10 protein-coding genes are annotated in these 15,892 nt (G+C 36.7%); 4 read left to right on the top strand and 6 right to left on the bottom strand.

From position 1 onward, the window contains the following. The first annotated feature begins 15 nt into the window (after positions 1-15). Positions 16-210, top strand: coding sequence for a hypothetical protein (locus tag EHQ70_RS18640; protein WP_135588146.1), 195 nt, complete (start codon positions 16-18; stop codon positions 208-210). A gap of 388 nt (positions 211-598) precedes the next feature. Beyond that, positions 599-3,349 carry a hypothetical protein gene (locus EHQ70_RS16255; RefSeq protein WP_135588144.1) on the top strand — a complete coding sequence of 917 codons (2,751 nt, stop codon included), beginning with the start codon at positions 599-601 and terminating at the stop codon, positions 3,347-3,349. A 581-nt stretch (positions 3,350-3,930) separates the two neighbouring features. Here the strand turns inward: EHQ70_RS16255 and EHQ70_RS16250 are convergent. Continuing rightward, entirely contained in the window at positions 3,931-5,901 is a 1,971-nt protein-coding gene (locus tag EHQ70_RS16250) for a hypothetical protein (RefSeq protein WP_135588142.1), read from the bottom strand. A gap of 20 nt (positions 5,902-5,921) precedes the next feature. Further along, positions 5,922-8,906 carry a TonB-dependent receptor gene (locus EHQ70_RS16245; RefSeq protein WP_135588140.1) on the bottom strand — a complete coding sequence of 995 codons (2,985 nt, stop codon included), beginning with the start codon at positions 8,904-8,906 and terminating at the stop codon, positions 5,922-5,924. A gap of 64 nt (positions 8,907-8,970) precedes the next feature. Between EHQ70_RS16245 and EHQ70_RS16240 the strand changes: the two genes are divergently transcribed. Next, a complete protein-coding gene (locus EHQ70_RS16240) occupies positions 8,971-9,468 on the top strand; it encodes a hypothetical protein (RefSeq protein WP_135588138.1) in 498 nt (165 codons plus the stop codon). A gap of 57 nt (positions 9,469-9,525) precedes the next feature. Here the strand turns inward: EHQ70_RS16240 and EHQ70_RS16235 are convergent, their stop codons facing one another. Genes EHQ70_RS16235 through EHQ70_RS16225 form a run of 3 tightly spaced genes read right to left on the bottom strand, consistent with a single transcriptional unit; the run spans position 9,526 to position 12,004 of the window. Then, complete coding sequence (locus tag EHQ70_RS16235; protein ID WP_135588136.1) at positions 9,526-9,783, bottom strand: hypothetical protein; 258 nt, start codon at positions 9,781-9,783, stop codon at positions 9,526-9,528. 58 nt (positions 9,784-9,841) lie between these two features. Continuing rightward, positions 9,842-10,864: an endolytic transglycosylase MltG gene (mltG, locus tag EHQ70_RS16230; RefSeq protein ID WP_135588134.1), complete on the bottom strand. Its 1,023-nt coding sequence runs from the start codon at positions 10,862-10,864 to the stop codon at positions 9,842-9,844. A gap of 45 nt (positions 10,865-10,909) precedes the next feature. Beyond that, the gene (locus EHQ70_RS16225; RefSeq protein WP_135588132.1) at positions 10,910-12,004 is read right to left on the bottom strand and encodes a UDP-N-acetylmuramate dehydrogenase; all 1,095 of its coding nucleotides are present in this window, start codon (positions 12,002-12,004) and stop codon (positions 10,910-10,912) included. Between the two features lie 50 nt (positions 12,005-12,054). Between EHQ70_RS16225 and EHQ70_RS16220 the strand changes: the two genes are divergently transcribed. Further along, entirely contained in the window at positions 12,055-12,417 is a 363-nt protein-coding gene (locus EHQ70_RS16220) for an arsenate reductase family protein (protein WP_135588130.1), read from the top strand. 165 nt (positions 12,418-12,582) lie between these two features. Here EHQ70_RS16220 and EHQ70_RS16215 read toward each other — a convergent pair whose 3' ends face one another. Then, a complete protein-coding gene (locus EHQ70_RS16215; RefSeq protein WP_135588128.1) occupies positions 12,583-15,804 on the bottom strand; it encodes an efflux RND transporter permease subunit in 3,222 nt (1,073 codons plus the stop codon). Positions 15,805-15,892: the final 88 nt, after the last annotated feature.

The raw sequence follows: 15,892 nt of genomic DNA, 5'->3' as shown, positions 1-15,892 counted from the left end.
CAGAATTTTGTATGAATGATATTAGAAAAACAAGAAAGAAATAATTGGGAAAGAAAGGTCAGATTTTGTTTAGTGAATGCTGTTCAAGAAAAATCAAAAGAGGGAACAAACCATCTCGAACATTCTTTTTGGATTTGTAAATGGCTTTATAACAAACCTCGCTTTTGCGAGAAAGATTTTGTAGCTAAAATTTATAACCAAAGAAGATGATGCACTACTTCAAAATGTAATCGCGTTATACAATTGAATTTAATTTTTTTATACAAAGATAAACTCCTAAATTCTAAGACAAAGAGTAGCCTCAACAGGTGGTTCATTCTACAATAATTCTCTCTGGCCAATAGATCTTTTAATAAGGAACCCAACTCCAATAGTTACGTACAGATTGTAATTTCTTTACAATTGTATTACATTTATCAAAATTTTTTCTAAAAAAATTTATCGCAAATGTACCGCCTAGCACCCGAATGTGGCCTCTAAGAAAAATGTATATAACGTTTGTTCGCAGATCAAAAATCGTAAATTTTCGATTATTAAAACAGTAAATTAGTAATTCATTATTTATGTATTTTGAAAATCCAATTAAAAGGTAAAAAATATGACAATTAAGTTAGTCGAAACTAAAACCCGAAGTAGGGTTGCAATTGCAATTCTACTATTTACAATGACCTTCCTACAGTTTTGTATAGGAACCGAAACTACAAAATCCAAAGGTAATGATAATCTTTCTTTATTAAGACTTTTTATTGGTTCTAACGACCAAAATTCATCATTGATTGTGAGTGATGGAACTACGGTTACTTCAATGATTAATTCCATTGATGGTGGAAGCATCCAACTTGGAAAAGAACTTAGCTTTGTAATTCCTCCAAATTCCTTAGATAAGGATACGGAAATTACGATAGAAAAAACTGGAAAAGCCGACTCCAATAGCCAGTTTAAATTCTTTGGACAAGGGTATAAGTTTTCTCCACCAGGAACTCAGTTTGCGATGGATAAACCAGCTTCCTTGGTCATAACCTATGATTCATCCAAGATTTCTGAACAAAATTTGAATCTAAGATCACAACAAATGTTTTACTACGATGAGGCAAGTAAGTCTTATGTTGGCGTCCCAACGTCCATTGATTATACAAAAGGAAACTTAGTAGCACAAGTAGAACATTTCACGAGTTATGCGCTATTTGCAATTCCTTCTGCAGCGGGGAATAATTCTCCCCTTATTTCTCTTCAAAGTCCAGTTCCAGCTCAAATACATGCAGATGCACCGATTTATATTCGAGCCGATGTTAGAGACATTGATTTAGATGGATCGATTATAGCAGTCAAGCTGTCCTATAAAAAATCAACTTCTGCGAGCTATACTAATGAAGTAGCAATGCAACCAGAAAACAATATCTCAACATCACCCACAAGTAGGTATGTCTATTTGATCCCTTCCACATTTTATACAAATGCAGACAAACTTGCAGGCACAACTCTTGATATTAAAATAGAGGCTTGGGACAATAAGTCACTTAAATCAAATTCTCCAATAGTTACTAGCTATACCGTGAATCGTAATTGTTTACCTAACACCTTACGAACCAATCTAACTGGAATTCAGAATATCAATGTTGGTTTCCAGAGAAATTTGATTCTCTCTTGCAGAAATGAGGATACAAATTCCTATCTTACGGGGCAGTATATAATTCCAGAAGTGGTTAATGCGATTAACAATGTAGGGAAGTTGGATAAACCAGGTAGTACGGGAACTCTCTTTACTGCAACTAAAAGTGACTATGTTAGTTCAGGAAAAATAGAACTAAAACTCTTATCTTCAGTTTCAAACTCGGTCACCCAGAACTTTACAATTCTTCCAGGAAATGTACAGACTCTATCTCTTTATGAAACAGATTCTTTTGGAAACAAAACTGCTTTACTCTCTAAGACTGATGAACCACAAACCATTTCTATGAAAGAAGGAAATGTGAAATACTTTGCTCTTGAAGGACATGATGGTTATGGAAATATCGTAACCTACTTTCCTTGGTTGAATGCAGATTGGAATGTCCCTACCAATGGAGATCTGGGAACCTTAGACCGAGATACACCAACAAGTCTTGTCGTAAATCTTTATACTCTCGATGCAAAAGTTGGCTTTTCCAATCTTGTCGCTAGTATTGCAGATGGAACTATCCAATTAACTCAGACGATTCAAATCCTTGCCAGACAATTAATTGATGTACGATCCAACTTCAATGATGCGAGTTATCCTGGGGTCATATCATTTTTTTCGTCAGCAGCTAGTATAACATCAGATGGTGATACAGCATATTTTGTTTTCAATCATTTTCAAAGTGCTTCTAGTTCATTTAATAATAAAGAACAATTAAGCACATATAAATTTGATCGATCCTCAGGTCTCTCAACATTGCCTCCTATTGTATCTTTTACTGGTCAATGGCAACTACAAGCTGTATTGAATCTTTCAATGACTATGGCTGGCCCAGTTCCGTATGTTTTGTATAGCACTGCGCCAACGTATACTGGTGACGCTTCATTAGCCAATGGAGATATCAAACTCTATGCTAAAAAATATGATTCGAGTTCTAATACCTGGTTATCTGTAGGCTCGCTCATTAACTCTGAATTGAATGGATTAAATTTTAGCTATTCGATTGGTATGAATGGAACAGATCCTTGGGTCGCTTATACAGCATTTCGAACGAATGGCACAGAACTTCCGAGCACAGATTATTCGATTATAGTAAAAAGATTCAATGGCACTAACTGGCTGCCTGTTGGTTCTAGTTTAACAAATAATCTCCCATCGAAAGTAAATATTCAATTCGACGGATCAATACCTTACGTAGCTTTCTCAGAACGTGATACCTCCAGTAAAATGAAGCTTTTTGTGAAAAAATGGAATGGAGCTTCCTGGATTTCAGTTGGTGGAGAATTAAATTTAGCTCCGACAACGAATGCTTCCCTTCATGATTTTAAAATCTTTGGTGGAAAGCTATATTTGTCATTTGATTCCGACGGTAAATTAAATGTGAAGACTTTTGATGGAACAAATTGGCTATCTGTTGGAAGTACAAATCTTAATTTTACTTCGAGTGCAAACGTTTACACTTCCAATCTTGAAATCAATCCGAAAGGCACAATATACTTAGGTTGGTCTGAAACTCCTGTAGGCTCTAGTTCTGCCATTAAATATTTAGGTCATTTTGTAGGTCCAAATTTAAAATTAGATTTTTTGGATAATGTAGTAAATGGCTATGTATTTGATTTCTCATTCATTGGAGCTAATCCATATATTGCCCAAACTAATGGACACAGAAGTTGGATTCGAAAATACGAATGAGATTAAGTAAAGTCATAAAAGCTGATTATTGTATCGAGGTAAACTGATACAATCGATAGTAAAGAGTAAACGGAAGGCCATGTTCAAAAAACTAGTCTTCCGTTTTTTTGTATTGATAGTAATCACCCCAATATTCCAGAAACACAATTGCCAATGAAGTATGCTGCAGAAAAGGAGGAACAATTTAAACTAGAGCTTTCTTTTCTAAACTTTTAAATTTAATTTACGTTCAATTCCAGATAGATTTATTTTAGTTTGATTTAGATAAATCACCAATCAAATGTATTTTGCGATTCCAATTCTTTCGATGCAGAAATTAATTCTATAATTAGTTTTATTATAGCTAAGTGCAAAAAGTCACTTAATTTGTTCTTATTCGCCAAATATCTATCTGTTGGCGTTTTAAGTAAGTTAATTCCTGAAATATTTAATTTACTACTTTTAAGATGCTTTTCCGCTTTTTTATCAAATTTGAAATATTTTTCTTGTCGAATATTACATTCAAAATACGTTTGGGTTACAAAAAAGGCCCCTGTTCGAGCAGGAGCCTTTTTATAAAGAGATACTTTAGTTTAAACTTTTTAGTTTGCTGGGAAGGAAGTCCAACCATCCCACCATTTTGTTCCACCAGTGTTGATGGCTCCACGGTAGTTAGTATCGTCAAAATGGGCTTGGTTCATTTGAGCTCCACCAACCGTTTTTAAGTTTCCAGAAGCAGTAATTGTTCCAGCAGTTGGAGTCCAATCTGGAGCTGTTACGTTTACACTTGTAAGAGTAATTGCATCACTTACTGAATTTGCTCCTAAAGCAGTACCACCTGCACAAGCAGCAGCACCTAATGAAGTCGTAATATCGCCGAATCTTGTGATAGCTTCTTGTCCAGCAGTTGTAGTACAGCTTATCGATGCTGTCGTTCCAAGTATTACTGAATGACTAATAGAACCAACTAAAACTGCAGCTCCGGATCTTCTTATGAACCAAGCTGGTCCTAAGTTAGTCCCAGAAGTTGCAACAGAATTTCCATTTGAAGCAACACATGTTAAGTTTGCAAACCATGGATCCGCACAGTTTCCACCTGATCTCGCACTATTTGAGCAAGAGTTAGATGTATTTCCATCTCCTTCAACACAACGTGAAGTATCATCGTTAGCTGAAATTGAGTTAATATCTAAGTGAGCAACTGCATATTGAACTCTACCAATATATCCATCAGTGAAGTCAAATTGATCATCTCGGTTGGCAGTAGAAACGATGTATTTATGGTCTACAGCTCCACCCCACCATTCAAAACCGTCATCAAATCCTTTATGACATTGAACGTAATCAATTGAAGTTCCAGATCCAACACCCATAAGTGATAGACAATTTCTTTCGTTTCCTGGAGAGAAAGGAGCACCAGCAAATTCAATTCTTACGTAACGAAGTGTACCAGAAGAATCGGCATTATTATTTCCACCGAAAGTTCCTACGTCTCCTTCACCTACTGCCGCTCCGCCGATACTACCAAAGGTTTGGATTCCATTTCCTTGTAGGATGATTCCTTGCCAGTCACCTGCTTGTCTTTGTCCGATTGCTTTTTCAGATGAAAAAACTACAGGGTTTGACGCAGTTCCAATTGCTTGTAATTTTCCACCTTGTTTCACAAGTAGGGCGCCACCTGGAGATACGGAACCATATACTTTTGCCCCTTCACCAATAGATAAAGTTACACCGTTTGGAACAATTACTGTTCCTTGAAGGATCACTTGTTCATTGGCTCCGATGGATACGTTAGATGCTAATGTTCCTTCTAAAGTTCTGATTGGTCGTGGGTATTCAACTTCAACTACTAAGTTAAAGATGGAAAATGCATATTTACTTGCTACTTGTTCAGTTGGAGTAGTGTTATTACCGAGAATGATGTCACTCTGAGTAAGTAAACTTGAAGTTCCAGAACGAGCAACACGAAGACGTCTATTTCTTGCAGCACCGTCAACCTCTACTGTATAAGTATTTCCAGTGTTTGGAATTACAAATTTTTGAGAAATGAAAGCTCCGTTTGCGTTCGTTGTAAATTGAGCCACAACTTCACCTGAGGCTACGAGTGATTCTGCGATACCAGCTGTCACTGCTTCGGAAGCAAGCGTAGAAGTATCACAGATTAACTGACGATCACCAAGAATTGAAGCTTGTGTTGCACCATAAAGTGCAAAAACGGCAGAACCACACTGAGTGGAGATGTTAGAATCACCATCAGCAAAACGAGTTTCGAATGGAGAAGCAGAAAGAACATTTTTGTAATATCCTCTGTTTGCTGCGGTTCCAGTTCTAACTACAGTTGGTGTTTCACCTCTACCTTTGATGGTAACCGTTTTGTTTGCCATAGGTTCGTTGTTTTCATCAACAAGAACCCCCGAAATATATACTCCTGGCGCTCTTCCTTGGTTAAGGTAAAGAATTGCGGCAAGAAGTAAACTATTGTCCTCTTTCTTTTCCTTACATTGTGTTAGTGCACCTAACATCATTGTAATTCCGAGTAGGAGTACTCCAAATTTTTTAGTTTTAGTCTTCATTTTCTATCCTATAGAATTTTTTAATCAAAATTATATGTTGCAGACATTGTGATCGTTGGTCCTGTTCGATAACTATAAACAGTCTCTTCCCGACCTAAAATAGGATTCTCTTGTACGATCTTAACTCTTGCATCGTTTAAGTTTCTCGCCGCAACTTTGAAAATTAACTTTTCATCGTAACGCAAACTATAAACAGCATCTAATACACCTACTGGGGTTTCATAGGTATCTGGAATCCCTAAACCGCCGACAGAGTTAATCCTTCTACCAAATTGATTAAATAGAAAGGTTATCGTGTGATTTGCTTGTTTATCAAACCGATATCTAAGGTTGAAGTTATATACATATGGTGACTGTCCTTGAAGCGGTCTTGAAAGACTTGTTGGACGGTTTACATCATTAATAGCACCAACTTGAGCGAGTTGATAGTATAACCAATCATTTAGCTGAACCTCAGATTTAATAAAAAATGTATTAATACCAACAGACCATTTTTCGAGATAATCTGAGACAAAACCTAATCCCTTACGAGCTTCTATTTCAGCTCCTTGGATGTATGCTTGTTTCGCATTTATATAAGAATATCTAAATTGGTTATCAACTTGAACCACTCTTTCGATAGGATCGATCATGTTTTTTCTGAATAGTCCGACTGCAAAGAAATCGTCTCCGCCAGGAAACATTTCATATCGAAGATCGTAGTTGTGAATATAAGTTTGTTTAAGGTCAGGATTACCTTTAACTGGTGGACCACCTAAAATATCAGTAAATTCAAATGGAGACAACTCTCTAAAATCTGGTCGAGTTAACGTTTGTGTATAAGCTAATCGCAAATTAGTGATATCACTTAATGAATATATAAAGTTTACAGATGGAAGAACGTTTCGATTAGCTAATCTTGCGTTCGTTTGTCGGTAAGTTGGGTCAACTAAATTCCTGTAGAAAGGATCGAGTTCGCTTCGATAATCGAATTTTGATAAGAAATCATCTTTTGGACTAAACGGATTGAAGGTACGAACCGCTTGGTAGTTGTCTTCATATCTAGCACCTCCGATAAATCGTAAGTCTTTAATCAAAGGAAGATCAAATTGACCGTAATATGAATGAATTTTCTGATTTGCTACATACTTGTCTGTTGGACGAGTGAATTCACGAACTTGGTAACCATTTGCTCCACGATTAAATGGATTCAAAATAGCTTCGGGCGGTATTGGATAATATCGAGAACCTAATGATTGATTAGCCAATCCCCTGCCAGCTTCTCCGTTCGGATTGACAAAAGAGAAAAATTCTGCTTCAAAGTTACGTTCTCTATCAACTGCAGAATATCCTGTTTTAAATTTACTTTCAAAACCAGCCCATTGTTTAAATGGAATTTCATAGTTCACTGCAAAATAACGGCTTACGTCCTTTGATTGAGAAAAAAATCTACTAGAGTAACCTATGTTAGTTGCACTTACAAGAGGTGCTCCATCTGTCCCTAAATTTCCCGGTGTTGTTGCGTAAGTTGTGTCACGCATATCCGGTTGGTTACGATTCGCTTCTGAGTAAGAAGCTACCCAATCTAACTTTGTAGTTGTTTCGCCAATTGGAACACGATGGTCACCTCCAATCGAAGAATTCAATATGTTTCTCATTACATAGTTTAACTTAGTAGATTGAAGTTCGTATGGAATATTGTTGTTAATTCCTTCATACTCTCTGACTTGTTTGTCATTGTTAACTGAGAAAAAGTTTTTCCAATATAATCTCTGTCCTTTTCCAAAGTCTACAGTATTATTAAACATGGTTCCCCAGGAAACAGTCTCTTCATAAATACGAGATCGATAATCTAATACTGGGATCAATACACGGTTCTTTCCGTCTCTAGGAAGATCATTTGAAACAGACCCTACTAAATTAAATCTGTCAATTTCTTGCTTAAATTGGTTGTCTCTATTGTAAGTTACAGCAAAAAGAGTTCCCCATTTTACTGATTCACTAAACTTAAAAACATTACCAGTTGATATATCTAAACCCTTGTTCCAAGGAGCGTCTGTTTGTTTTGGTGACCATTGGTTATTAAATGATAAAGATCCTAAAGTAATAATATCTCTTGGATATCCTCCTGTTAATCTTCCCCCTTCCACAAACTGTGCATTCGGGAGAGTATCAACAATCGCAGGTTTCTTTCTATTTCCTTCGTCAATACCTAACCAATCTTGCCCACCACCTGAATACGTTTTCCAGTTTTGATTGGTAGTATTTGCATTATACCCGAGTTTTAAACCAAACTTGAAGAAATATTTATCTGGATATTCCTTTGTTTCAATTTTTACAGTTCCACCAGAAAATTCAGCACTGTCTTCTGGAATAAAAGTTTTTGAAACCACGATATTTTTTAAGAGAGACGCAGGGAATAAATCTAATGGAACAACTCTTTTGTCTGGTTCTGGCGAAGGAAGTGGAACACCATTAAACATTGTATTCGAGTATCTTTCACCTAACCCGCGTACAAACACGTACTTTCCGCCAACTAATGTAATACCAGTTACACGTCGCATGACGTCACCGGCACTCGAATCAGGTGTTTTCGCAATTGCCTCGGCTGATATACCATCAGAAACTGCTGCCGCTTTTTTCTGATATTTCAATAGAGAAGCTTCCGTATCGTTCATCGCGCGATCTTGGACAAGAACTTCATCTAATTTTTTGGCACCCATTACCAAGTTAACTTTTTCAGTCTTACCTGCTTGTACGGAAACGGACTTCTTAACTGTCTCCATCCCAATCATTACAAATTCGAGTGTATGTGTTCCTTCGGGAACTCCGACTAATTCATACTTTCCATCTAAATCTGTTTTTGCAAACTTCTGTGGATTTCTAATTAGTACAGTTACACCAAACATCGGCTCCGCGGTAGATGCATCTAGAACCTCACCTCTAATGGATCCTTGCTGTGCATAAGCAACGGAAGGTATCCCAACAAAGAGAATGAGAAAAAATATTGTTTTGAATCTATTCATTTTTTTTACTTACTTATATTGAACCAATTCTATGTTACAATTTCATTACAAGGGAGTGAAGATTATGAAACTTATCAAGTGGCTCTGTTTCGGATGCTTTTCTGTTGTTTTATTTTTCTGCAATAAACAATACCAGCTAGAGAACAGTAAGATTTCGAAAGAAGATGTGATACTGGACGTAATGTCAGCAATTCGAAGAGATAATCTAAATGATTTTAATAAAATCCTACTCAGTCGGCATGAACATAATGAATATTTTTGGCCTAATATTGGGGAAAAATTTCATGCAGATAAAGGAATTAATGCGGATATAGCGTACGATATGATGTTGGCCGAAACTAACATGCGTCTGAATTCTTTATTAGGTTTTTATAAGGGAAAGGTTTTTGAGATCAAAAATATCCAGTGTTCTCGACCAGTAGAGAATTACGGACCATTTTCGTTGTATTTAGGTTGTAACTTTGATGTAATACTTTTAAACGGCGAAGTGCTTAAAGAAAGAACGCTGAATGGAGTGATTTGTCTAAATAAACAGTGCAAATTGTACCATTTAAAAAATTAGATCATTAAAAATTCCAAAGGTGGATTATCTCCTTTAATGAGAAGGTAATCCATCAAATTATCTTTTTATTTTTGCCAAAATTTTAACAAGATTACTTTTAATACGACGGATTTGGTCAGGAGTCAACTGAAGTTCTCCCTTCTCCGCTTTTTCTATCACAAGTTCTGCTTTGGTCACAAAGGTGATGGCTTCTTCGTCGATGACTTCTTTTCGATTTTGTTTTTCTCGGTAGGCTTCTAAGGCTTTTTGTACATCCAAAAGTTCCTTAGAAATACCACCGATCGCAATGTTTAGTTCAACAATATTTTCGTCCATGGAAGATTGATTTTAGATAATATCTATTATCTAAATTTGATTTCCTCCATTATTATTGTTATTGGTATAAAACATCTATAAATTTCTTTTTTGCTTCGAGATGTTCTTTGAATGTCGCCGAAAAATAATGGGAACCATCTGGTTTTAAAAGGAAGAATAATTTATCGGACTTCATTGGTTTAAAAGATGCTACTAATGCTGGTAAGCCGGGATTTGAAATTGGCCCTGGTGGCCATCCGCCATTGATATAAGTGTTATAAGGAGATACAATCTTAAGATCAGATTCAAATAGTCTTTTTTTAGGTTTATCAAATAAATATTGGATGGTGGCACAAGATTCCAAATTAATATTTTTTTCGATCCTTGTTAAAAACACACCGGCCATCATTGGTCGTTCTTCTTTCCTAACAGCTTCTCTTTCCACAATGGATCCAAGAACCACTCGAAAATGTAAATCGGCAGGTTTGATATCTTTTGCTTCAGGGATTGATTCTAATTTTTTATAGAACCTTTTGATCATCATCTCTGTAATTCTTTCTAAAGGATAGTTGAGTGGGACAGAATACGTTTCTGGGAATAAATACCCTTCTAAAGTTTTTGCAGGAATATTGTATTTAGTAATGAGTGCCGGGCTTTGGGCCACTTTTAAAAATTCTTCTCGGGATACGGCAAGTTTTTTGGAAACTAACAAATCACCTATCTGACGATTGTTATATCCTTCTGGTACAGTAAAATTAACCAGTTTGACTTTTCCTGAAATGATGACGTCTAGAATTTTGCGAGAACTCATACCATCGTTGATGTCGTATACACCTTGTTTGATTTTGTTTCCTGCTCTTGTAAACTTCATCAGATAATTGAAGTAGACAGAGGATTTGATCATGCCAGCAGCAGCTAACTCTCGCACTACACTCGATGATGGTTCTCCTGAATCAATGATGAGTTCATATTTATTTTGACCATCACCAACGGCCCCACCTTTGATCTCATCGACTACAAAAAAACCAATCAAAGCTAAAACCAATAATAAGGAAACACCGAGTCCTGAAAGTATCAGGTATTTTTTAAGTTTCGAGTTCATTCCATCCCCATTCTCTTTGTTATATCGACAATTACCAAATCTTTTTTATGGCCGAACAACCGGTTCCATTTCCAATCGAACAAAAAATTTATCAAATACGGTTTGTCTGACTGATTCTGCCATTTCCAAAAGAGCGGTTGTAGTTCCCGCTATATTAATTAGACCCAAACAATGGTTCTCTGAGATCCCAACTCCGCCCGGATATTTTGTTCCTTTTTGAATTCCCGAGTTTTCGATTAGCCAGGCTGCGGAGAGTTTGTTGAATCCTGGTGCCTCTGGATACAAAGGTGGATTTTGAAATCCATGTTTTTTTGCAGTTTCTATAAACCTTTCCGTTTCCTGATCCGATAAAATGGGGTTTGTAAAAAAAGAACCTGCCGATCGGGTATTGGGATCCGTCACGTCTAACACCATCGATTTCTTTTTACGAAGTTGGATCACTAAGTTTCTAAGTGTTTCCATTTCTGTTGCTCGCAAATCAAAGTTAGGTGTCTCTTGCTTCGTAATGACACTATGGTTGTATTGATAGTTTTCCCATACTTTTTGTACTTCTGGATAACGCAAACACGGAGGGTTAACTTTGGATAATTGAAAAGTCACAGATACAACAATCCAATCTTTATAGATACCCGATTTGAATTCACTGTTACGATAATTAAATTTACAATTTTCATTAGAAAGAGTTATGATCTCTCCTGAATGATTCATACATTCTACATTTAGAATGGAGTCTTTTACTTCTTGGCCATAAGCTCCAATATTTTGAATTGGAGAAGCACCAACGGAACCAGGAATTCCAGATAGACATTCAATTCCAGCTAATCCTTGTTTCACTGAAAATTCAACAAATTGATCCCAAGGAACACCGGCACCTACTTGAAAAATGGAATGATGGTCATTTGTATCTAAACATCGAATTCCGGGGATTAAGATCTGGAGTACAACACCAGGAAAACCAGAATCTCGAAATACAGTGTTGGATCCACCACCTAGAATGATAAAAGGTTGGTTTTCATTTTTGCAAAAATCGAGAGCCCGGCTTAGGTCTTCCTTTGTTTTAATTACAATGAAATATTTTGCCTCTCCGCCCAAATGGAATGTTGTGAGTGGAGCCAACGGTATATTGTTTTGGACCAACATAGTTCCAATAAAAAGTTTCCGCAAAAATCGTAAGTAAGAAAATCAGTCTTATGAGTCGTTCCAATCCCAAAGTTTACGAATATTCTGGTTGTAGTACCTGCCGCAATGCTCTGAAATTTCTAAAATCAAAAAAAGTAGAATTCCAACAAATTCCCATTCGGGAGACCGCTCCCTCTGTTGCCGAATTAAAAAAAGCAAAACAATACTTAGGTGATATTAAAAAACTTTTTAATACATCAGGAAAAGATTACCGCGAAGGCAATTGGAAGGAAAAATTAGGAACTCTTACGGAAGAACAAATTTATAAAGAACTCTCTGCCAATGGAAACTTGGTGAAGAGGCCCTTTGTTGTAGGGGATGGTTGGTTTTTGGTGGGATTTAAGGAAGAGGAGTGGAAGGGGAAGTTGGGGTAGGGTGCGGGGGATATAGTATCCCCGCCCTACTTTGGGTGGGGAACTAGACCCGCCGCCCAATGATTTCCTTTTATCACAGATTCTTTCAGAACACAATCACTCCCAACGAAAACCATTTTTTTTAAACCAAAAGTTCATACTTCCTACGAATTGAAAGAGTATAATCTACTTACGTTTTTGATTCTTAGTCGTGGCTGGCGGTGTTTCAGGTTCGTCATCATAATCACCGATATCTATCTGAATGAGTTTGGAACTTCGATTGATTCGATTTTGTTCCTTCAGCAATTTTCTTTTTTCATCCAACTTCAAAAGTGATTCCATAACAAACGGTAGAACCAATCTTGAAAGTGCTGTAGCAACTAACACACCAAAGATGACTACTGTTGCAAGCGGTCTTTGAACTTCTGCTCCTGCCATTGTTGAAAGTGCCATAGGCAAAAATCCAATCGCTGCAATAAACTCTGTAGTAAGAACAGGTCGTAACGATAAAATTCCAGCGGAGACAACCGCTTTGTCGATAGTCACACCAGATTTAATTTCGTCTTTCAAAGTCGAAGCATAAACAACGCCATTCAAAACAGCAATCCCACTCACTGCAATAAAACCAACGGCAGCTGGAATACTAAATGGCAGTCCACGAATTAACAATCCGAGTATACCTCCGGCTGCAGCGAGAGGAACCACGGAAAAAACTCCAACCGCATAATACACACTTTCAAATGCTGCAATTAACATAAAAAATATAATCGCAAGTGCGACGGGAACAACAAGAACCAGTCGATCTCTTGCACGAACAAAGTTATCGAACTGACCTCCCCATTCAATTTCATAGCCTGCCGGTAAAGCATTCTGAATGGATTCCGTTTTCTTTTTGGCTTCATTGATATAACCAACGAGATCCCTTCCTCGTATATTCACTTCTACAAAAATTCTTCGTTTTAATCCTTCTCGATATATAGCTGAGGCAGAATCAAGGATATCAATGTCTGCTACTTGAGCAAGTGGAACTGTTGTTCCGCGAGATGTCATGATAGGAATGTTTCGTACGGAATCGATATCTTTCGCTTGTAAATCTAATCTTAACACTAAATCATATCTTCTTGCACCTTCAAATATTTTACCTGCGGTAGACCCAACTCTCATCATTTCTACCGTTCGCAAAATTTCAGAGGCAGTAACTCCATAACGAGCCATATTATCATAGTTTGTGTTAATCTGTAACATTGGAAGACCTAACAAACGTTGCACTCGCAAATCTCCAGTTCCTTCTATTTTTGTCAGAACAGTTGCAACTTTGTCTGCTTGCGTTTTTAATGTTTGTAGATCATCACCGTAAATCTTAAGAACCACATCTGCTTTTGACCCAGTTAATAAAGCATTCACCCGATTCTCAATTGGTTGTGACATACTAAAATAAGTGGATGGAATGGAAGAAATTAATTTTGCTTTCAAAACATCCATCAGCTCTTCTCTGGAACTAGCATTCACCCAATATTTTTTGGGTGATAATTTCACCATAACAGACGTTTCTTCAGTACCTAATGGTTCTGCAGCAGATTCACCACGACCCACTCGAGAAACAACACTGGAAATTTCTGGGAAAGGTTTTAGAATTTTTTCTATATCCTTATTCAAATCTTTGGAATAATCAATTGCCGTTGAAGGTAAACGTTTTGCATCAATTTCGATTTCCCCTTCATCAATTCTTGGTAAAAATTCCGATCCCAAATAAGATCCTAGAAAAAAAGAAACGATTACTAAAAGTAATGAGAATGATAAAATTTTCTTTTTTCTTTTGCTTCCCCAGTTTAGCAGTAAAACATAATATTCTTCAATTTTTTCCCAAGCATGTGCTTTGTGAATGAAAGGTCTTTTATAAAAAATTGCAAGACTTGCGGGAAATACTGTAATCGAAAATACAAGGGCACTTGCAAGAGCCAAGGCAACCGTGATCGCCATCGGACGAAACATACGTCCTTCTACTCCCTCTAAAACCATTAGGGGTAGATATACTAACATAATGATAGCAACAGAGAATGCAGCTGCCTTACCTACCTTCTGACATCTTTCTAAAATGATACCTTCAGTAATACTTTTGATTTCATCTTCATTCATTGGACGGTTAAACTTCTTTCTACCCATATAAAAACCAGCTAACACTGATTCTAACATTACAATAGATCCATCTACAAGTAATCCGAAATCCAAAGCACCTAACGACATTAAATTCCCAACAACTCCGATATATTTCATAAATATAACGGCGACCAACATAGAGACCGGGATGGCTAAAGCTACAAGGATCCCTCCTTTCGCTGTACCAAGAGTTAATATCAAAGCAAAAAATACTAATATGGCGCCTTCCGTAAGATTTATAAAAACTGTTTTTAAAGCACGATTGATAAACTCTGACCGATCGTAAAACGGTTCAATTTTCATTCCCTGAGGAAGTGTAGCACGAATCTCATCGATTCTTTGTTTTACATCTCCTACTACTTCGCGAGAATTTTGGCCAAGAAGCATAATGACAGTGGCTGCAACCACTTCCTTACCATTTTTAGTTGCAATTCCAAAACGTAATGCTGGTCCCTCCTTTACAGTTGCAATTTGACCTAACAATAGAGGAATTCCATCTGCCGCAGTTCGCACTGCTACTCTTTTGATTTCATCGATTCCTTCAAATTGTCCTTCACCTCTAATGACGAGTTGTTCATAATCTTTTTGAACATAACCACCACCTGTATTGAAGTTTGCAGTTTTTAAGTTATCTAATATTTCTGAAATAGTTAAATTATGAACCTGTAATCTTCTTGGATCGATCAATATTTGATATTGTTTGAGAGAACCACCAAGAGTATTTACTTCGATGACACCAGGAACACTTTTTATTTTTTTGGAAAGATCCCAATCGATATAACTACGCAACTCTGTTTCGTTATGATTTTCTGATGTTAAAATGAATTCATAAATATCACCTAATGCAGTGGCCACTGGAGCTAATTCTGGTTTTCCATACTCAGGAGGAATTTCTGCATCTACTAACTTCAATCGTTCATTGACGATCTGTCTTGCGAACCAAATATCAGTTCCATCTTCAAAGATAACAGATACCGAACTCACACCGGCTCGAGAAATTGATCTAATTTCTGATGCACCAGGAATTCCATTTAACTTTAATTCGATAGGATAAGTGATGAATTGTTCTACTTCAAATGGAGTGAGTGCAGGTGAAGATGTTACTGCAGTAACTTGAACATTTGTAACATCAGGAACAGCATCGATAGGTAAATGGAATGCGTTTACAAGGCCTACCAAACAAAAAATTAAAGTTACACTCATCACTTTAAATTTATTTTGTATGGAAAAAGCAACGATTGATTCTATCATATAGTTTACTATAGATCAGACTATCGAAACTGATTTTTCTGGCTAGTGAAACTTTATAAAATTTATTTTTTCAAAATTGAATATCTTA

The sequence above is a fragment of the Leptospira congkakensis genome, assembly GCF_004770265.1.
In the GTDB taxonomy this organism is placed as follows: domain Bacteria; phylum Spirochaetota; class Leptospiria; order Leptospirales; family Leptospiraceae; genus Leptospira_A; species Leptospira_A congkakensis.
This window is presented reverse-complemented; position numbering and strand designations above follow the sequence as displayed.

Coding starts and splice junctions, on each gene's coding strand:
- EHQ70_RS18640 (WP_135588146.1), top strand. CDS start 16: ATGATATTAGAAAAACAAGAAAGAAATAATTGGGAAAGAAAGGTCAGA.
- EHQ70_RS16255 (WP_135588144.1), top strand. CDS start 599: ATGACAATTAAGTTAGTCGAAACTAAAACCCGAAGTAGGGTTGCAATT.
- EHQ70_RS16250 (WP_135588142.1), bottom strand. CDS start 5,901: ATGAAGACTAAAACTAAAAAATTTGGAGTACTCCTACTCGGAATTACA.
- EHQ70_RS16245 (WP_135588140.1), bottom strand. CDS start 8,906: ATGAATAGATTCAAAACAATATTTTTTCTCATTCTCTTTGTTGGGATA.
- EHQ70_RS16240 (WP_135588138.1), top strand. CDS start 8,971: ATGAAACTTATCAAGTGGCTCTGTTTCGGATGCTTTTCTGTTGTTTTA.
- EHQ70_RS16235 (WP_135588136.1), bottom strand. CDS start 9,783: ATGGACGAAAATATTGTTGAACTAAACATTGCGATCGGTGGTATTTCT.
- mltG (WP_135588134.1), bottom strand. CDS start 10,864: ATGAACTCGAAACTTAAAAAATACCTGATACTTTCAGGACTCGGTGTT.
- EHQ70_RS16225 (WP_135588132.1), bottom strand. CDS start 12,004: ATGTTGGTCCAAAACAATATACCGTTGGCTCCACTCACAACATTCCAT.
- EHQ70_RS16220 (WP_135588130.1), top strand. CDS start 12,055: ATGAGTCGTTCCAATCCCAAAGTTTACGAATATTCTGGTTGTAGTACC.
- EHQ70_RS16215 (WP_135588128.1), bottom strand. CDS start 15,804: ATGATAGAATCAATCGTTGCTTTTTCCATACAAAATAAATTTAAAGTG.